Origin of the sequence: Roseateles sp., from assembly GCF_047654805.1 — a bacterium.
Classification (GTDB): Bacteria; Pseudomonadota; Gammaproteobacteria; order Burkholderiales; family Burkholderiaceae_C; genus Pelomonas.
The window spans coordinates 4,746,033-4,764,560 of record NZ_JASGIV010000001.1; the positions used below are offsets into that span (position 1 = coordinate 4,746,033).

15 protein-coding genes, 1 tRNA gene and 1 pseudogene are annotated in these 18,528 nt (G+C 67.1%); 12 read left to right on the forward strand and 5 right to left on the reverse strand.

The window, feature by feature from the left end; genetic code table 11:
* Nucleotides 1–17: 17 nt before the first annotated feature.
* A complete protein-coding gene (locus tag QM732_RS21365) occupies nucleotides 18–386 on the reverse strand; it encodes a hypothetical protein (RefSeq protein WP_415658104.1) in 369 nt (122 codons plus the stop codon).
* A gap of 163 nt (nucleotides 387–549) precedes the next feature.
* On the opposite strand from QM732_RS21365, the gene QM732_RS21370 reads away from it, so the two are divergent.
* From QM732_RS21370 to QM732_RS21395, 6 genes are all read left to right on the forward strand, one after another.
* Nucleotides 550–729 (forward strand): hypothetical protein, encoded by a 180-nt coding sequence (locus tag QM732_RS21370; protein WP_415658105.1) that lies wholly within the window; start codon nucleotides 550–552, stop codon nucleotides 727–729.
* Nucleotides 730–1,389: 660 nt separating this feature from the next.
* Nucleotides 1,390–2,283 (forward strand): hypothetical protein, encoded by an 894-nt coding sequence (locus QM732_RS21375; RefSeq protein ID WP_415658106.1) that lies wholly within the window; start codon nucleotides 1,390–1,392, stop codon nucleotides 2,281–2,283.
* 155 nt (nucleotides 2,284–2,438) lie between these two features.
* Complete coding sequence (locus QM732_RS21380; protein WP_415658107.1) at nucleotides 2,439–2,999, forward strand: HNH endonuclease; 561 nt, start codon at nucleotides 2,439–2,441, stop codon at nucleotides 2,997–2,999.
* Nucleotides 3,000–3,182: 183 nt separating this feature from the next.
* Nucleotides 3,183–3,256: transfer RNA gene (locus QM732_RS21385), tRNA-Met, on the forward strand.
* A 237-nt stretch (nucleotides 3,257–3,493) separates the two neighbouring features.
* Nucleotides 3,494–4,630 (forward strand): SPFH domain-containing protein, encoded by a 1,137-nt coding sequence (locus QM732_RS21390; RefSeq protein WP_415658108.1) that lies wholly within the window; start codon nucleotides 3,494–3,496, stop codon nucleotides 4,628–4,630.
* Between the two features lie 48 nt (nucleotides 4,631–4,678).
* Nucleotides 4,679–5,707, forward strand: coding sequence for a hypothetical protein (locus QM732_RS21395; protein ID WP_415658109.1), 1,029 nt, complete (start codon nucleotides 4,679–4,681; stop codon nucleotides 5,705–5,707).
* 172 nt (nucleotides 5,708–5,879) lie between these two features.
* Here the strand turns inward: QM732_RS21395 and QM732_RS21400 are convergent, their stop codons facing one another.
* Nucleotides 5,880–6,458, reverse strand: coding sequence for a sugar O-acetyltransferase (locus tag QM732_RS21400; RefSeq protein ID WP_415658110.1), 579 nt, complete (start codon nucleotides 6,456–6,458; stop codon nucleotides 5,880–5,882).
* A gap of 29 nt (nucleotides 6,459–6,487) precedes the next feature.
* Entirely contained in the window at nucleotides 6,488–7,465 is a 978-nt protein-coding gene (locus tag QM732_RS21405) for a phosphotransferase family protein (protein ID WP_415658111.1), read from the reverse strand.
* Between the two features lie 90 nt (nucleotides 7,466–7,555).
* Between QM732_RS21405 and QM732_RS21410 the strand changes: the two genes are divergently transcribed.
* The 6 genes and pseudogenes from QM732_RS21410 to QM732_RS21435 all read left to right on the forward strand — a co-directional run bounded on the left by QM732_RS21410 (nucleotide 7,556) and on the right by QM732_RS21435 (nucleotide 15,189).
* Nucleotides 7,556–8,344: a DeoR/GlpR family DNA-binding transcription regulator gene (locus QM732_RS21410; RefSeq protein ID WP_415658112.1), complete on the forward strand. Its 789-nt coding sequence runs from the start codon at nucleotides 7,556–7,558 to the stop codon at nucleotides 8,342–8,344.
* Nucleotides 8,345–8,436: 92 nt separating this feature from the next.
* A pseudogene (locus QM732_RS21415) lies at nucleotides 8,437–8,682 on the forward strand (MFS transporter); the annotation flags it as partial.
* Nucleotides 8,683–8,704: 22 nt separating this feature from the next.
* Nucleotides 8,705–9,910, forward strand: coding sequence for an MFS transporter (locus QM732_RS21420; RefSeq protein WP_415658113.1), 1,206 nt, complete (start codon nucleotides 8,705–8,707; stop codon nucleotides 9,908–9,910).
* A gap of 107 nt (nucleotides 9,911–10,017) precedes the next feature.
* The gene (gene bglX / locus QM732_RS21425) at nucleotides 10,018–12,318 is read left to right on the forward strand and encodes a beta-glucosidase BglX (RefSeq protein ID WP_415658114.1); all 2,301 of its coding nucleotides are present in this window, start codon (nucleotides 10,018–10,020) and stop codon (nucleotides 12,316–12,318) included.
* A gap of 542 nt (nucleotides 12,319–12,860) precedes the next feature.
* On the forward strand, nucleotides 12,861–13,733 hold the full coding sequence (locus QM732_RS21430; protein ID WP_415658115.1) for a DUF3365 domain-containing protein: 873 nt from the start codon (nucleotides 12,861–12,863) through the stop codon (nucleotides 13,731–13,733).
* A 19-nt stretch (nucleotides 13,734–13,752) separates the two neighbouring features.
* Nucleotides 13,753–15,189, forward strand: coding sequence for a serine/threonine-protein kinase (locus tag QM732_RS21435; protein WP_415658116.1), 1,437 nt, complete (start codon nucleotides 13,753–13,755; stop codon nucleotides 15,187–15,189).
* A 59-nt stretch (nucleotides 15,190–15,248) separates the two neighbouring features.
* Here QM732_RS21435 and QM732_RS21440 read toward each other — a convergent pair whose 3' ends face one another.
* Both QM732_RS21440 and QM732_RS21445 read right to left on the reverse strand, forming a co-directional pair.
* The gene (locus QM732_RS21440; RefSeq protein ID WP_415658117.1) at nucleotides 15,249–17,639 is read right to left on the reverse strand and encodes a CehA/McbA family metallohydrolase; all 2,391 of its coding nucleotides are present in this window, start codon (nucleotides 17,637–17,639) and stop codon (nucleotides 15,249–15,251) included.
* A 100-nt stretch (nucleotides 17,640–17,739) separates the two neighbouring features.
* A complete protein-coding gene (locus QM732_RS21445) occupies nucleotides 17,740–18,459 on the reverse strand; it encodes a PEP-CTERM sorting domain-containing protein (protein WP_415658118.1) in 720 nt (239 codons plus the stop codon).
* Between the last annotated feature and the right edge of the window lie 69 nt (nucleotides 18,460–18,528).

An 18,528-nucleotide genomic window follows, 5' to 3' on the forward strand; every position in this document is an offset into this window, starting at 1 on the left:
GGCCCTGCCGGCAGTCCTCAGGACGCGCCGGACGCCTTCAGCCACTGCCTGAGCTTCTTGCGCCCGTCGCTGTTGGTGCCTCGATAGGTCTTCAGCGCAAGCGCCAGGAACTGCTGCTCCGCCACCGTCAGGCCCGCGGGTTCACGGGCTTCGTCGAGCCATCCTGTCTCCTTGCCGCAGAGGTGCTCGATCTGCCTTGCCAGCCGGTCGCCGAGGGGGCGGGCACCGCTCTTGGCCATCGACCAGGTCGCGCCGCTGACACCGATCCGCGCGGCCCACGCGGCCTCCAGCCCCTTGGGCGGATCACCCGCCGTGATGCGCTCCTCGGCGAAGGACTGGAACAGCGCTAGGGCGTTGAGCCGGCGGACGGTGGCGGGACTGGACATGGGGCGGGAAGCGGCTCGCAGTGTTGTGAAAACACTTCACATGCATTCTAGGTGGCTGCCGCAGCTTGACGATCCGCGTGAACATTCTTAACAATGCAGGGATTCGCTCAACGCATTTGAGCTTTTCCAACAACCGACGACCAAAACGCCTTCGAGGCCCACCATGAATCGCCATTTCGTCACCGTCATCGCCCGCACCGGCTCGCTGAGCCGATGCGATGCCGCGCCGATGGTGCAGGGCCGGAAATCGAAGCTGGCGGGCTTGCCCGCGACGGTCGCCCTTGCGCACGACTACGGTCGTGAGAGTGATGACAGCAATACATCGGGTGAAGGACCCGGCTGACGCCGACCTTCCACGCTCATTCGAGGCCCGGTCTCCGCAAGGAACCGGGCCTTTTGCTTTACCGCCGCCGGGAACGCCCGGTGGCGTCCGGTCTTCGGACCGTCGCGGCGCCTGGCGCCCGGCACGCTCTTTAACAACTCGCACCGAGCGCGGTGCCGGACAACGCCGGCACCGCGCCCATACCAAGGCAGACGCCGGGTTCGCTCGGTGGCCTGCCCCATCTCGGGTGTGCCCACGCACAAGCACCGGCCGGTTCGGTGTGCATGTGCGCTCGGGCGGCCACCTGTCGCGTGCAGCGACGCATCACCAGCTTGCGCAGGCCGGTCGCGTCGCGTGTGGACACAGCCGAGATGGTCTGCAAGATCACCATGGCGCACCACCGCGGCCCACCGCCACGGCGCCCCGCTGGACTTCCGGCGATGTCCTCGCCCGTTCAAGTCGAGGAGGCGGGTTCGACTCCCGCAAGGGGTACCAGATCCATCCTCAACCTGAAGCTTCTCGGCGAACTCACGCCTTGAGAGGCGCAAACCGGCCGCAACGATTGGGCGGCGTCGGAACCCGTCACCGGCAACCTTTCCTGCCAGCCGGCCCGGCACCTTCCAGGCGGCGGCACATAATCATCCGGTAAAGGTGACTCCACCCTCTTTGAAAGGTCCGATCTTGAAGAACCTGGCCTGCATCTTTGCCGCAGCAATCGTCAGCTTCGGTGCCTGGGCACAGCCTGCGGCGAAGGCCCCCACGGTCGCGCTGCTGGCGGCCGTCGGTGATAGGGTGGATGTCGTCCGCCAGCGCGAGAGTACCGGCAGCCACCGCGAACCTTTCATCCGCAAGAGTTTCTCCGTCAACGGCCAGTCCCTGAACCTGGCGGTCCTGAAGGGACTGGATCAGGCGATCGAGGAGGAAGAACCGCAGGCCAAGCGCGTGCTGCTGGCGTGGACGGCGCCCGCCGAAGTCCAGCGCCAGCTGGCCAACGCCCATGGCAAGGAACGCGAATCCCTGCTGCTGGCGGCACTCACGGAGCATCTGCAAGCGCAGCCGGCCCGCGCCGACTGGGACCGCATCGAGGTGATCCTGCCCAGCTATTTCTTCGAGAGCGTCGGCGGCATGGGCCGCAAGCTCTCTGGCGTGGGCTTCTATGTGCAGCCGCTCTCCAAGGGAGACGTTGCCGTGGAGTGGGACGATACCGGTGCCATCAGTGCCGTCACGTCCGAACCCGCCCCGGCCGACAACTCCGACTACAAGACCGTCGACCCCAACACTGGAGAGACCGGCAGGTCATCGACCTACATCGCGGCCTACATGTACTTCCAGCGCATCACGCTGGATGCCCGCACGCTGGAGGTGCTGGGCCGCAAGCGGCAGCTCGACAACGTGAAGTACGCCGACCCGAGAGCCACGGCCATCGATGTCGGCGACCAGATCCCGTTGCATGTGATGACGGGCAAGCTGCTGGCCCTGGCCGAGCGGTCGGCCTACACCTCGGTGCGCGGCAAGTCCAGCGTCTACGTTACCCAGCCCAAGGCGGTGGATCCCACCGCCAGCGCGCCGCGTTGAACTGCGCCATGCACGGCCGCGAGGCCGCTGGCGACACACGGAGATCGTTTCGCGGGCTGCTGCCCGCGCAGCGGCCCATTCCCATGGCGTGAACCACGATCGCCCCAACGCCGATCGCCGCGCCTGTACTCGTGCCAGACGGAAAGGAGGTCAGCATGCACGACGTTCTGCAGTTGGACATCACCGGCCTCCCGCAGGCCTGGATCTCGGTGGAACAGGCCGCCTGCCTGGTGGCCACCGGCGCCGTGGTCTGGTCCGCCGGCGACCGGCCCCTGGCCGTGCTGCGCGGCGGCTTCAACAGCGCCACGGGCCGCCAGTCGCGGCTGGAAGTGCCGGCCATCGTGGCGTTGCGCGGCGCGTCCAGGATCAACCTCTTCGAACTGACGCCGACCTACGGCAAGGCCAAGCTCGTCAGGCGCGACCGCTGCACCTGCGCCTACTGCGGCGAGCGTTTCGACGCCCACCAGCTGACGGTGGACCACATCGTGCCGGCCAGCCGCGGCGGACGTCTGAGCTGGATGAACACGGTCGCGGCCTGCCGCGCCTGCAATTCGCGCAAGGCCAACCGCACGCCGGACGAGGCCCGCATGCCGCTGCTGTTCGCGCCCTTCGTGCCGAGCCGCTTCGAGGACTTCATCCTCAAGGGCCGCCACATCCGCGCCGACGTGCACGACTGGCTGGCCGCGCGCCTGCCCAAAGGATCTCGCCTCAGCTGAGGCGCCTACGAATCTGCCGAGGAGGGCAGAGGCTCACAGGCCGGGGTTCATCTTCCCCGCCGGTGCGCTGCGGCCGGGTTCATCCCCGTCGCCGCGGCGTATGCCGCCCTGCCGGAATCGGCCGATCCGGGAATGACACGGTGTCCCGCAAGGGAAGGGTTCGAGTCCCTTCATTCCTCCCACTTGGATAGCTCAGTCGGGTAGAGCAACGGAGTCATTAATCCGTGTGTCGTGGGTTCGACTCCCACTCCAAACCACACCGGTCGCGAGACCACCGCCGAACGTGCGCCCCCGGCCCTGGCCGGGACCGCGCATCAGTGGCCCGCGCCTGTGCGCTGGGCAAGCGGGACTCTGCCTCCACGATCAGCAGCGAACGTCTTCAGGGAGGGACGCTCAACGCGCACCGTGGCGCCAGATCCTGGCATCCGTCGCCCGCACGGGCCGCTGTAACGGCACCTTTAAGACATCTCAAACACGCAACCAAGGAGGACAGCATGACCATCAAGCGTGTGACTGTGAAGAAGAACGAGCGCGGCCTGCTGCTGCGCAATGGCGATTTCGAACGCGTGCTGCAGCCCGGCACGCACTGGCTGCTCACCGGCCTGGATGAGCTCAAGGTCGAGCTCTTCACGCTCGGCCAGCCGGCCTTTGTTCACCCGCTGGCCGACTATCTGATGGCCCAGGAGCCCGAGGTGGTCGCAACCGAGTTCACGTGCGTCGAGCTGGCCGAGCACGAGGTGGGCCTGCGCAGCGAGAACGGCGTGCTGGTCGAGCTGCTGCCACCCGCCACGCGGCGCCTGTACTGGCGCGGCTATGTTGACGTGCAGGTCGAGGTGATCGACATCCGCGCGTCCGCCGAGCTGCCCGCAGTCGTCACCACGCGGCTGGCCCAGCCCCAGCTGAGGCCGCGCGCGATAGCCGGCCTGAGCGGCGTGCTGCAGGTCGAGGTTCCCGAACACGGCGCCGGCCTGCTGCGCGTGGACGGCAAGGTCGAGCAGCTGCTGGGACCGGGCGCGCACGCGTTCTGGAAGTTCGGCCGCAACGTGGCCGTAGAACTGGTGGACCTGCGGCTGCAGGCGCTCGAAGTCACGGGCCAGGAGATCCTGACCCGCGACAAGGTCGCGCTGCGGCTCAACCTCTCGGCCAACTGGCGCTACACCGACGTGCTGCGCGCGTTCGGACAGCTCATCAAGCCGGCAGACCACCTCTACCGCGAGCTGCAGTTTGGCCTGCGCGCAGCAGTGGGCACCCGAACGCTGGACGAGCTGCTGGAGAACAAGTCGGTCATCGACGAGGTCGTGACCGCCCAGGTCACCGCGAAGCTGGCCGGCTACGGCCTGCAGCTGGACGGCGTGGGCGTGAAGGACATCGTGCTGCCGGGCGATATGAAAACCATCCTCGCCCAGGTGGTGGAGGCCGGCAAGGCCGCCGAGGCCAACGTGATCCGCCGCCGCGAGGAAACCGCCGCGACGCGTGCCCTGCTCAACACGGCCAAGGTGATGGAGGACAACCCCGTCGCGCTGCGACTGAAGGAGCTGGAAACGCTGGAGCGCGTGGCCGAGCGCATCGACAAGATCTCCGTGTTCGGAGGTCTGGACCAGGTGCTCAACGGGCTGGTGAAGCTTCGCTGAGCACCGCCCTGCCGGGAAACCGGCAGGGCTTCAACCACGCAACACATCATGAAAAGCGAAACCCTGCCGGTTGTGGAGGTACCGGTCAAGCAACCTCCCGTGCTGTTCAGCAAGACCCAGTCGCTCATCCAGCGGCTGGCCGACACGCTGGGCGGCCCGCTCGTGACCTACTGGAACGGCCCGCGCGGCTCGGTCTGCGCCAACGACGTCGTGGCGCTGTACCACGTGCTCGAACGGCTCGGCCGGCACGACACCATCTACCTGTTCCTGAAGTCGGACGGCGGCAGCGGCCAGACCTCGCTGCGCCTCGTGAACCTGCTGCGCCAGCAGTGCCGGCGTCTCGTCGCGCTCGTACCGCTGGAATGCGCCTCGGCCGCGACCATGGTGGCCCTGGGCTGCGACGGCATCCAGATGGGCCCGACGGCCTACCTGACCGCCGTGGACACGTCGCTCAATCACGCGCTGTCGCCCGTGGACCGCGACAACGACCGCGTCAGCGTCAGCCAGAACGAGCTGCTGCGCGTCGTCCGCCTGTGGCGCGACGAGCAGGGTGCTGAACAAGCCCCACCCGAGAACGCCTACAAGTCGCTGTTCCAGTATGTGCACCCTCTCGTCATCGGCGCCGTGGACCGGGCCGAGTCACTGTCGCTGATGCTGTGCCGCGAGCTGCTTGCGTACCACATCGACGATGGGGCCAAGGCCGAGGCGATCTCGACGGCGCTGAACGGCAACTACCCATCGCACAGCTACCCCATCCTGCTGGATGAGGCGGTCAAGATCGGCCTGCGCGCCGAGCGCATGCCGGCCGACGTGAACGCCCTGCTGCTGCAGCTCAACGCCTGCTACAGCGAGATGGGCCAGAAGGCGACCACCGATTTCGACGAGGTGCACGCGCACAGCAACGAGATCTGCAATATCTGGGAAGCCAGCGGCTCACAGGTCTACTACCAACAGGACAAGGACTGGTTCTACCGCGCCGAAGAAAGACGCTGGATCACACTGAACGACAACAGCGGCTGGCGCCGCATCGAACGCGCGGGCCGGCGCATCAAGCGCGGCGCCCTGCACGTGGCTTGATGCGAAATTGCCGAGGTGCAAGGACCAAGTGGAGCCCCGGCGCATCCTCGAAGGACTGCGCCGCGGCATCCTCCATGCTCGCCCGCCCCTGGGCATTGGGCCGGACCTGGGATGCGGCACCACATCGCCGCCAGGGCGCAGGCGCGACCACATTGCTGTGCTGGCCGCGGAGTCAGCCCCCTTCAACCTCTTGACGTTTGAGAATCCGGGCGGGATTGCCCGCCACGGTCGCGCCCGCTGGCACGTCCTTGGTGACAACGGCACCGGCTCCGATCAGCGCGTCATCGCCGACCGTGACGCCGGGCATGATGAGCGCGCCGCCGCCGATCCACACATTCCTGCCGATCTTGATGGGCCGGCCGAATTCCAATCCCTGCGCACGCAGTGCCGGATCGCGCGGATGGTCGGCGGTGAGGATTTGCACACCAGGGCCGATCTGCGTCATGTCGCCAATCTCAACAGTCACGACGTCGAGGATGACGCAGCCGAAGTTCATGAAAACGCCACGCCCCACCCTGGTGTTGTAGCCGTAGTCGAGATGCAGCGGCGGACGGATGGCCACGCCTTCGCCAGCCTCGCCAAGCCCCTCGCGCAGCATCGCCTGCCGCTGAGCGCCCGTCAGCCCTGGGGTTAGGTTGTAGCGGTCCATCCACTCTCGCGCGGCGGCCTGGTCGGCCTGGATCTCGGCATCGCCGGCGTTGTAGTACTCGCCAGCCAGCATCTTCTGCTTCTCGGTCTTGGTCACGGTCATCCTCTTCGGGTCTGGATTCAAGGGTCGGATCAGTTGGCCTGCAGCCAGGCCATCGCCGAGGCAATCAGCTCCCTGGACTTGTTAAGTACCTCATCGCTGCCGTAGTGGCGGAAGTAGCACTCGACGTGCATCACCAGCGCGAGGTGCAGCAGATACAGCCATGAGCGGCGCATCTCGTTTGCCGTGAACTCGGTCTTGCCGTAGCCGAGCATGGCCTGGGTCACACCCTCCCAGCACAGCGACCTGAACTGCGCCTCCATCAAAGGCTCAGCCCACAAGGCACGTTCGAAGTCGATGATTCCCTTGACTCGCCCCTGCTCGACGAAGAAGTTGGGCTTCCATGCGTCCCAGTGAACGAGGCAGGGCTGCGTCACCTCGTCGAGTGCCTCCGCGTGCTTCTCAACAGCCGCACGCAGCGCGTCGTAGCCGTAGTCGAAGACGACCGACTTGTCTGCCGCATCGGCGAACACCGAATCCATGATCTTCAGGAACGCCGCCTTCCAGCTGTCGGCACGCAGTTCTGGATTGCCGTCGTACCCGAAGAAGCTGCCCTTGAATGTGTTGATCTCCCGGATGATTGCGCCGATTTCGCGATCGATGGCGGCTTTCTGGTCCGGGCTCATCGCCTCGTGGACGTGGTCGAGGTTCTGGCCTTCGATCTTCTCCATGAAGAAGTAGCTTGAGTCGCACACGTCACGCGCGTCGTCGCAGAAGTAGATCTCCGGCACCGGGATGCCAGCGTTCTGGCGCACCAGACGCATGATGGCCACCTCGGTGAGCATGATGTTGCGCTCGTAGCGCATCACCTGCGCCTGCGCAGCCGGCGCGATCTTGAGGACGGCCTCGCGGCCGTCGACCAGGCGCACGGCGTAAGCCGCGTTGAACCAGCCGTCCTTCAGCTCGCGCACCGCGTCGGCGCCCGGCTGCAGACCGACGCCACGAAACCCCTTGCGCGCCATGGCGTCGATCTGCGCCCAGGTCTTCACGTTCTTGGTCTTGCTTTCCATCGATGTCCTCGCCGAATTGGCATGCGCCCGGCCTGTTTGCACGATTATGCATGGTTTGCAAAACCAAACGTGCACAATTAAGATGACCCCATGAACTCCGAACTTCCGCTGGGCCGCAGAGACGTCATCGCCAACCGACTTGCGCAAGGAGAACCGGTCGTGGCCGCCGCCCTCGCCGCCGAATTCGCAGTCTCCGAGGACGCCATCCGGCGCGACCTGCGAGCACTGGCCGCCGAGGGCCTGTGCCGCCGCGTCTATGGCGGAGCGCTGCCGGTGTCCGGTCACAACCAGCCGATGTTTGCGCGCATCGACAAGGACAAGGCTCGCAAGCAAGCCCTGGCACGACGCGCCGCCGAATCCATCCTGCCTGGCGAGGTGGTGTTCCTGGACGCCGGCAGCACCAACCTGGCACTGACCGAGTTCCTGCCTGAAGACCAGGAGCTGCTCGTGGTCACGAACTCCATCGATATCGCCTCCGCAGTGCTGCGGCGACCGGACTTGAGGCTCATCATGCTCGGAGGCACGGTCGACCCGACCATCGGAGGCTGCGTCGATCTCGTCGCAGTCCAGGGCGCTAGTGCGCTGCGCATCGACCGCTGCTTCCTTGGCACCGCAGGGATAGACGCCCAGTTCGGCGCCACGGCCGACCTGCATTCGGATGCCCTGTTCAAGCGGGTGGTACTTGATGTGACCCAGCACTGCGTGGTCCTGGCGATGAACCACAAGTTCACGACAAAGTCCACGCACCGCATCTGCGGGCTCCAGGACATCGAGCTCATGCTCGTCGAGCACGATGTACCTGAGAGCCACATCGAGCCGCTGCGCGGCGGCTGCCCGAACATCGTCAGGGTCGAAGACCCTCAAGCAGCAGGGCAGTGACGTCCTTGACACCGAGCATGGCCGCGGCGAGCGCCGCGAAGCGCAGCCCGCGGGAGTCGTTCCTGGCCATGCTCGGCGTGACACTCGTCTACATGCTGACGGCGTTGAACGGCTCCGCGGTCAGCACGGCGCTGCCCAGAATGGCAGCAGAACTGCAAGGCTTCGAGTTGTACGCCTGGCCAGCCACCGCATACCTGCTCACGAGCATCGTCGCCATTCCCGTCGTTGGCAGGCTGGGCGACCTGCATGGCCGCAAGCGCATCCTGCTATGGGCGGTCGCCACGTTTTCGTTGATGTCCGCAGCCTGCGCAGCAGCGCAAACCATGGAGCAGCTCATCATCGCGCGCGCGCGGCGGCGGCATGATCGTCGGCGTCCTGTCGGCCTGCATCGCGGACCTGTTTCCCGAACCCGTGGACCGCATGCGCTGGCAGCTCATGCACTCCGTCGGCTTTGCCCTTGCACAGGGCGTGGGCCCCTGGCTTGGGGGCTGGTTGACCGAGCACGCCACTTGGCGTTGGGTGTTCCTGGCTGCGGTGCCGGTGGCGTTGCTGGCCTGGTTCACAACCTGGCGTTTCTTCCCGCTTGTCGAACACCACGAGGCAATGGAGCGCCGCGTCGACGCGACGTCGGTCGTCCTGCTCGCGGTGTCGCTGATCGTCTTGGTCCTGTGGTCCGGGGCCATCGAAGGAGCGGGCCTGACGTCGCCGTCGGCGCTGGCCTGCATCGGCATAGCCACGGTCTCGGCCTACCTGTTCATACGCCGACAGCGGAATTGCGCGGCACCCATCGTTCCGGCGGAGGTGCGGGCCAGCGGCGGAACGCTGCAACTGCTCGCGCTCGGAACAATGGCTGGCCTCGTGCTCAACATGCTCTTGTTCACGACGCCGCTGCTCCTCCAGGCGGGGCTGCAACTGTCGGCAGATGAGGCCGGCGCCGTCATGACGCCGCTCCTGCTGTGCATCACCATCGCCAGCGTCGCCAACGCCCGCCTCGCCATGCGCATGGATCGCGCGGAGGGACTCATGGTGGGAGGGCACCTTCTCCTCGCAACGGGGTGCATGCTGATGGCCGTCGGCGACGCAGGGCATTCCACGGCGTACATCGCGCTGAGCCTGGGCATCTGCGGCACCGCGTTCGGCTTCCTCCTGCCCAATTTCACTCAGCACATCCTCGTGCTGACCAGCCGGCAAAACGGCGGCCTCGCGTCGGCGCTGGGACAGGCGTCAAGGCTGCTCGGTGGCCTGCTGGGCGCGGCCCTGGGCTGGGCGCTCGTTGCGTCTCTCTTCCGCAGCTCCGTGACCGACGCATTGGCTGCGGCGGGCGCGGGGCATGCCGCGCTGGCCAGCCTGCTCGACTCGCCTCAGGTGCTGCTGCAGCCCGGAGGAATCCTCAAGCTCAAGCAGGCCGCCACACAGTCGGGCGCCGATCCAGGCGAGATGCTTGTCCTGTCGAGGAACGCCATCGCGGACGCCGTTCGCGCCAGCTACGCGGTGTGTGCGGCGCTGGCGGTTGCCTGCGCCGCCATCAGCGCACGGCTCCCGCCCTTCCCTGTGAATCGTGGTTGAGCAACAGCAGCCCATCCCAACCCCGCCGGACGCCCCCTTCGGGCGGGGACGCCGGCCCGTTCCGTCGCAACGCCAAGCGTCTACATCGCCGCCCCAGGAGTCCGTTCATGAAGACCGTCCCCCCGCTCACCGTCACCGCAATTCCCGGTGCCGCGCCCAGCTCCTCGCCCATCCCCGGTGAGGGCGACGCAGGCCAGGGCTTCAGGCCGCTGAGCGACATGGAGGTGCGCGCCCGCGCCGATGCGCTCATCGCGGAGATGACCCCCGAGGAAAAGGCTGGACAGATCACCCAGTACTTCGACTTTCTCAGCGTTGCCGAGGAGGCTGCGCGCGTTGAGGCGGAGATGGCTGCGGCGCGGGCCGGGTCGCTGCTGTTCGTCCACGACGCCCGTGAACTTCATCGACTGCAGCAAACCGCCGTCGAGAAGACACGCCTGAAGATACCGCTGCTGTTCGGCTACGACGTCATCCACGGCCTGCGCACCATCATGCCGGTGCCTATCGCGCTGGCGGCCAGCTGGGACCCGAAGCTGGCCGAGCAAAGTCAGGCTGTCGCGGCTCGGGAGGCCCGCGCCGTCGGCATCCACTGGACCTTTGCACCCAATGTCGACATCGCACGTGACCCCCGCTGGGGGCGCATGATCGAGGGCGCGGGCGAGGATCCCTACCTCGGCAGCGCGATGGCGGCAGCCCAGGTCCGCGGCTTTCAGGGAGCGGGCATCGGCACGCCGGGAACCATCATCGCCGGCCCAAAGCACTTCGCTGGCTACGGCGCCTCCATCGGCGGTCGCGACTACGACGAAGTCAACCTGTCGGACAGCGAACTCTGGAACGTCTATCTGCCGCCGTTCAAGGCCGCGGTGGATGCCGGCGCCGGCAACATCATGAGCGCCTACATGGGACTCAATGGCGTGCCTGCCACGGGCAACCACTGGCTGCTCACCAACGTGCTGCGCGAGACCTGGGGCTTCAAGGGTTTCATCGTGACTGACGCCGGCTCGGCGCATGACCTGCAGACTCACGAGTTCGCATCCAGCCTGGAGGACGCGGGCATCCGCGCCCTCATCGCCGGCGTCGACATGGAGATGGCGCCGCCTTTCGGCACCTCGGCCTTCAAGACGCTCCCGAAGAGCCTTGCTGAAGGCAAGGTCTCAGTTGACGCCGTCGACGACGCCGTGCGCCGCGTGCTCGAGGCCAAGATTCGCATGGGCTTGTTCGAGAACCCCTACGTCGACCTTGACGAGGCCGAGCGCGTGCTGAACGATCCGCAGCATCGCGTGGTGGCGCGTGTCGCTGCCGAGCGCTCGGCCGTGCTGCTGCACAACGACGGCGGCGTGCTGCCACTGAACGGCGCGGTCCTCCAGTCGATCGCCGTCATCGGCCCGTTGGCCGACTCGGCGCGCGACACAACGGGACCCTGGGTCTTCGACCAGGACGACCGGGAGACCGTGACCGTCCTCAATGGCATCAGGGCCAAAGTCGGCAAGGGTGTGCGTGTTGACTACTCGCCGGGCGCCACGATGCCCGCGCGTCTGCACAAGTCCATCTTCGACTCCAGCCCGCACAAGGAGGTCCCGCGCGTCCAGGTCGACGACGACGCCGAGATTCGCCGTTCGGTCGAACTGGCCCGCACGTCCGACATCGCGGTGCTGGTACTTGGGGAAGAGCAGCTGATGATCGGCGAGCAGGCGTCTCGGTCCTCCCTGGACTTGCCCGGTCGCCAGCAAGAGCTGCTCGACGCCGTTCTCGCCACAGGCACGCCGGTCGTGGTGCTCTTGATGGCCGCACGCCCCCTGGACCTGAAGGGCAGCAAGCCCGCAGCGCTGATGACCATCTGGTATCCCGGCACTCAAGGCGGTGCCGCCGTAGCCAACCTGCTCTTCGGGGATGTGTCCCCTGGCGGCAAGCTGCCGTTCAACTGGCCGCGCAACATTGGCCAGATCCCGATGCCGTACGCCCACCTGAAGACTCATCAACCGAGGACGGCCGGCGAACGCTACTGGAATGAGCCGAGCACGCCGCTGTACGTGTTCGGCCACGGCCTGAGCTACTCGACCTTCACGTTCTCCAGGCTGCAGACCGACAAGACACGCATTGCCGTCGGCGAATCCATCACCGTCAGCGTCGATGTCAGCAACGCAGGTGAGCACGAAGCTGATGAGGTGGTTCAGCTGTACATCCATCAACGCTACGGCACGGCGGCACGGCCGGTCCGCGAACTCAAGGGATTTGAGCGGGTGACCCTCGCGCCGGGCCAGACACGCACCATCCGCTTCAAGCTGCAACCGCATGACCTGCGCTACTGGGCTGCATCGACGCGATCGTTCGTGCAGGATGCGGCTGTGTTCGACGTGTATGTCGGCAACAGCTCGGCGGCCTCGCTGGCCGGCACCTTCGAGGTCCATTGACACGCACCCTGCTGCGCGACGATGCGGGGCGGCCGCAAGCCGGGCGGGTTCAGCCTCGAGGTACTGCAGGCTCGCACGAGGCCAGGCACTGGCAGGCTGACGGTCCCGGCGCACGCGCGCCGTTCCGCCTGGTCGGCGCCAAGAGCAGCACGCCTCGACAATACGTGACGAACGCCGCCCCGGCCAGGTGCTCGCCCGGGAGGCCTCCGGGCGCGAGCCGCCGCCAACCGGCCCTCTGCGCCAGTCGGCCAAGCGCGTAGTCAGCGCCGAGGGAGCATGCACGGCCGGGTCGATCTGGTGTGTGGTGCACATGCTCACGCACCCGGACCGCTCAATGGCTGATCGACGTGCCCAGGCGATCAAGGGCACTCAAGCCACTCAAGGTCGCTCCAGGGCAGCCCAGGGCGGCCCAGGGCAGCCGGCTTCCGGTCGGGCGCGTTTTTTTTGCTTGTGCGGACCGCGGCGGAAGCCTCAGGCAGACCACCGCGAAGCCGCCGCCCCTCGTCGGCGCACTACCATTGCCAACCTCTGGGAGAGGCTCCATGAAACTGCTCGCGAAATTCAATCTCGTCTACCTGGTCGTGATGGGCCTGGGCATCGCCCTGAGCGGCTACATCGCGCGCAACCTGCTGCAGAACAATGCCCAGCAGGAGGTCGTCGAAAGCGCCCGCATGCTCATGGAGAAGGCACTGGCCGTTCGCAACTACACCAACACGCAGATCAAGCCACTGCTGGCATCGCAGATGGCCACCGAGTTCCTGCCGCAGACTGTGCCCAGCTACTCGGCCACCGAGGTGCTGGGCACGCTGCTGGCCAACCACCCCGAGTTCGCCTACAAGGAGGCGACGCTCAACCCCACCAACCCGCGTGACCGCGCCACGAGTTGGGAGGTGGACATCGTCGGCCAGTTCCGCTCCTCGGCCGACCTGAAGGAAACCGTCGGTACGCGCGACACCCCCGCCGGCCCGTCGCTGTACATCGCCCGCCCGCTGCGCATCACCGACCCCGCCTGCCTGGCCTGCCACAGCAGCGTTGAGGCAGCACCCGCCACCATGGTGGCCAAGTACGGCCCGGCCAACGGCTTCGGCTGGAACCTCAATGAAGTCATCGGCGCCCAGGTCGTCTCCGTGCCGCTGGGCGTGCCGCTGCAGCGCGCAGAGCAGACCTTCAAGGTCTTCATCACATCGCTGGTCGGCGTGTTCGTCGCAGTGGGCATCGTGCTCAACCTGATGATCTGGATGCTGGTGGTCCGCCCCGTCACCCAACTCTCGGCGCTGGCCGACCGCGTCAGCCAGGGCGACCTGGACGCCCCCGAGTTCAGGACCCGCGGCAAGGACGAGATCGCGACGCTGTCCGACTCGTTCTCGCGCATGCGTGCCAGCGTCGTGCAGGCCATGAAGCTGCTGGACGCCTGACCGCACCCATTTCCCTTCCATGGCCACGACGAAGCATCCGACGCAGCTCGGCAAGTACCGCATCACCGAAGTCCTGGGTGAAGGCGCGATGGGCGTCGTCTACAAGGGCTTCGACCCCGACATCCAGCGCACCGTCGCCCTCAAGACCATACGCACGAGCCTGGACGCCGAGGACGACAGTCCCGGCGCGCCGGCCTCGCGCTTTCGCAACGAAGCCCAGGCCGCCGGGCGGCTGGGCCATCCGGGCATCGTCGCCGTCTACGACTTCGGACGGGACCGGCAGATCGCCTACATCGCGATGGAGTTCGTCGAGGGCCGCTCGCTGGCCAGCTATCTGAGCGCCAAGCTGCGCTTCACCGACACCGACATTCCCGGCATCATGAGCCAACTGCTCGACGCCCTGGGCCACGCCCACGAGAAGGGCGTCTGGCATCGCGATGTCAAGCCGGCCAACATCATCATGACGACGGCCGGCCGCCTGAAGGTGGCCGACTTCGGCATCGCGCGCATCGAGAGCACCAACCTCACCCAGACGCACTACATGGTGGGCACGCCAAGCTACATGGCGCCCGAGCAGTTCCTCGGCAAGCCAATGGACCGGCGCGTGGACATCTACGGCGCCGGCGTGGTGCTCTACCAGCTGCTGACCGGTCGCACGCCCTTCACCGGCACGACCGAGTCGCTGATGTACAAGGTCGTCAACGAGCCGCCCGAGCCCCCCTCGGCCGTGGACGGCTCGGGCCGCCCCCGCTGGTTCGATGCCATCGTCGCGCGAGCCCTGGCCAAGCGTGCCGAGGACCGCTTCGCGACGGCCGACGAGTTCAAGCAGGCGCTGCTCGACGGCGTGGGCCGGCGCATCGACGACAGCAGCTGGGAGACGACGGTCATGATGGCCCCGCCGCGCCCCGCACGCCCGCCGCTGTCTCCGCCCACCTTCGCGCCGCCGTCGGTGGGCAGCGCGTCCACGGGTACGCCGCCGCCCAGCCACTGGGACAGGGCACAGCTGACCCAGGCCGAACAGTCACTGGCCCGCCACGTCGGCCCGCTCGCCAGCGTGCTGGTGCGCCGGGCCGCACGCGAATGCGCCGATCTCAACGAGCTCTATGCCAAGCTGGCCGAACAGGTGAGCGACCCGCGCGCGCGCGACGCCTTCCTCGGCCAGGCCAGCCTGGTCACGGGCGGCAGCGTGAAGACGGCCGGCGGCGGCACGGCCAGTGTTCCCTCCATGCCCGGCTCGAGCAGCGGCACGGCCATTGGCGGACCGCTGAACGAGGCGCTGATGGACAAGGTCGCGCCGCTGCTCGCGCAGCACGTGGGCCCCATCGCCAAGGTGCTGGTCAAGCGCGCTGCGGCCGGCACGGACAGCCGCGCGGTGTTCTTCAACCGGCTGGCGGAGGCCGTCGCTGATCCGGCGGCGCGCACCCGGCTGCTGGCGGAACTGGGCAAGCTCGCCTGAGCGGGCAGCCGTGAAGAAGGGGCCCCGAGGGCCCCTTCAGTCACTCAAGCTGCCGCCGCTCAGGGGTAGCTGATCGTCAGCGTGTAGGCCGTCGCGGCGCTGAAGCCGCCGTAGCTCTGCACCTTGATGTAGACCGTGCGGGCCGTGCTGCCATTGGTGTAGGTCAGCGACTCGGAGGCGGTGCTGCCTTCGGACGATGCAAGTCCGGCGCCGGTGGACGTGACCAGGTAGAGGTCGTAGTCCAGGCCGCTGGGGCCCGTCATGTCGACACGGATCTTCTTGCCGGCCGGCAGGTCGACCTTGAAGTAGTCCTTGTCGCTGGCGCTGCTGATGAAGCCGGTGACCGTCGTCGCCGTGCCCAGGGCGTTCGCGGTGGCGATGGTGTTGTTGGGCTCCGCCTCGCTGCCGGACGCACCGGCGTTCAGGATGTCGAAGCTGACCGGCGTGGAAGACGCGCTGTTGCCCGCAGCGTCGAAGGCCTTGGCGACCAGGCTGTGCGTGCCGTTGGGCAGCGAGCGCGAGTCCAGCGTCAAGCTGTACGGCACCGCGGTGGCCGTGCCCTTGAGCGCGCCATCCACCCAGAACTCGACCTTGGTCACGCCGACGTTGTCGCTGGCCGTGGCCGACAGCGTGATGGTGCCGCTGCTGCCGGTCTGGCTGGCGCTGACGGTGGGCGGCGTGGTGTCGCCGTTGTCGACAACGCCCTGGTTCACCCAGATCGGTGCGGACCACAGGATCTTGCCGTCGCTCTGCGTCAGCTTGGCGTAGTAGACGTGCGGGCCGTTGGTGGGCGTGTGGCTGTAGGTGGCGCTGTTGGACAGCACTGTCATGGTGCCGTTGCGGCCAGGGACACCCTGCCAGATCTCCACCAGCGACACGGTCTTGCCGGTCGTGTTGGCGAAGCCCACGTTCAGGTTCAGCACGCCGGTATTGCCGATGCGCGAGCCCATGATCGCGCCGTTGGCGCTGAACACCACCTGCGAGTTCTTGTCATGCGTCGCGAACACGCGGCGGGCGCGCAGTGCATCGACGAAGCTGGCCTTGGTCAGCGCGGTGCCGTTGGGGATCAGGACGGCCGTGCGATTGGTGTACGACGCACCCCAGTTCGCGCAGTGGTTGTCCTGGTTGGTGGCCGGCGCCACGTGGAAGCCGCGCTCCAGGATCTTGCGGAAGGCGCTTTCGTAGCCAGAGCCTGGCTGCTGGGACTCATCGGTCTTGTTGGAGAAGGCGCTGGTGTTGGAGATCTCGGCCAGCACCATGACCTCGTCGCCATCGGCGGTATAGCCGAAGTCGGTGCCGTTGATGATGAACTGGCCCGAGGTGTCGGGGTGGTTGAACTGGCCCACCTGGCCGGCCGCGCGCATCACCGAATACAGCGTCGCGTAGTCGTTCTTCGCGACGAAGCGGTGGCCGTAGAGCTGGTTGCTCGGGTCGTACTCCCATGAGTACAGCTCGTCGCTGTTGAAGATGTTCAGGTGACCGCCACCACTGATGACACCCCATTCCATGCCGTACATGGCCAGGAAGCCGGGGTTGGCGGCCGTGTAGTTGGTGGCGATGGTCACGCCGGCGGAATAGCGGCCCTTGGCCGTCGCGGCCGGGATGCTGCCCAGGCCCGAGCTGCCGTCGAAATAGTGGTTGTGGTCGGTGTTGGCGAAGAAGTCCAGGCCACGGCCCTTGGCGTAGGGGAAGGCGGCGTCGGGGCCGAACTTGCCGCTCTGCGCCGCCTGCGAGGAGTTGCAGGTGGCCAGGTCGCCACCGCCGTCGGAGTCGTTGGTCTGGCCATGCAGCGAGCCGTAGTACACCGTGTACGGCCAGCTCGCGATGGCCGAGGCCGCGAGGGCCTTGGCGCGCGGCTCCTCGCCCTCGCCGAGCTGGCTGCCCATGGCCATGGCACGGTAGGCCGGCATCTTGGCCACAGGTGCGGCGCCGAGCACGAACTTGAAGGACTCGGTGTGCGGCTCGTGGCCGTGCTCGTCCGCGTTCATCAGCGACTGCACGCGCGCGTCGTCGGTGTCGCCCTTGGCGAGCACGTCGGCAGCGACGGCGAACGCCGTCAGCCGGGCTTCATAGACGCCATCGGCCAGCGACGACTTCTCGCCGCGGCCGGCCCAGTCGAAGTCCAGCAGCACCGGCTTGCCGGCGTAGCGCGCGATGCCGTTGTAGGTCTGCACGATGCGGCCGTCGGGCGCCACCAGTTCCAGCCGGTAGGCGAACTGCTCTCCCTCCGGCGCGCCCAGGTAGTTCATCGCCACGCTGAAGCGGCGCGCGCCGCTGGCGACGGTGCTGACGAAGGGCACCTGCAGCTCGGCCTCGAACTCGTGGTGGTCCGGGTGCTTGGCACTGGCGTCGACCGACGCCGCCCTCGACATGGTGTCGGAGGCGGTTGCCGCCGCCGTGGCGGCGGGTTCGTTGGCGCCGCCGCAGGCGACCAGCAGCAAGGGCAGCATGCACGCCACGAGGGGGCGCAAGGAAAGGGATTGAGCGTTCACGACGTCCTCAATGGCAGAGGTGGATGTTCTTGGCTTGGAGCGGGTGGGCCGGCGGCGATCAGCCCGCGCGGCGGCGGCGCGCCAACAGGCCGACGGCGGCCAGCCCGGCGAGCATCAGCGCATAGGTCTGCGGCTCGGGGATGGGCGCGGTGTCGGGGATCGCGGTGCCACTGAACATCACGTTGTCATAGCGGATGGTCCCGGACGTGCGGTACGCACTCGCCAGACTGTCCTTGGTCCCGATGTACTCGCTGGTGCCCGGAGCAAAGGTCGCCAGGAAACGAACACCGAAGCTCTCGTTGTTGTTGGCTTCAAGAATGCTGCTGAAGTCAAAGCGAAGGCCGTCGACGAAGCTCGTGGACTTGTTCGAGGGCATCAGGAACGTGGTGGCGTTGAGCCAGGTGCTGCCGTCGACCGTGTACTGCAGCGCAGTCCAGGCCGAAGCGGTATCGCTGTTGCGCTGGGAAAAGCTCAGCACCAGGTCGGTGTAGCCCGAGGTGTCGACCATGAACTGCACGCCACGGGTCAAGTCGCCCGCGCCCTGGGCGGCGTACGTGGTGGTATTGAAGGCGCTGCCCGTCCCCGAGCCGCCGGCCGACGTGAACGTGGCGCCCCCCACCATGCTCATCTTGCCGCCGTTGGCGGTCGCCCCCTTGGGCAGATCGGTACAGGCGCTGGAACAGCTGAAGGTGTTGAAGTCCCACAGCGCGACGGTGTCGGCCTGGGCGTGGAAGCTGGCGGCCGCGAAGGCAGCGAGGGCGAGGGTGCGAATTTGCATGGCGGTCTGGCTCGGTGGTTCATGAACGGGCGCCAGGACCCTTCCCGACGCGCGGCGCGAGCGTAGTGA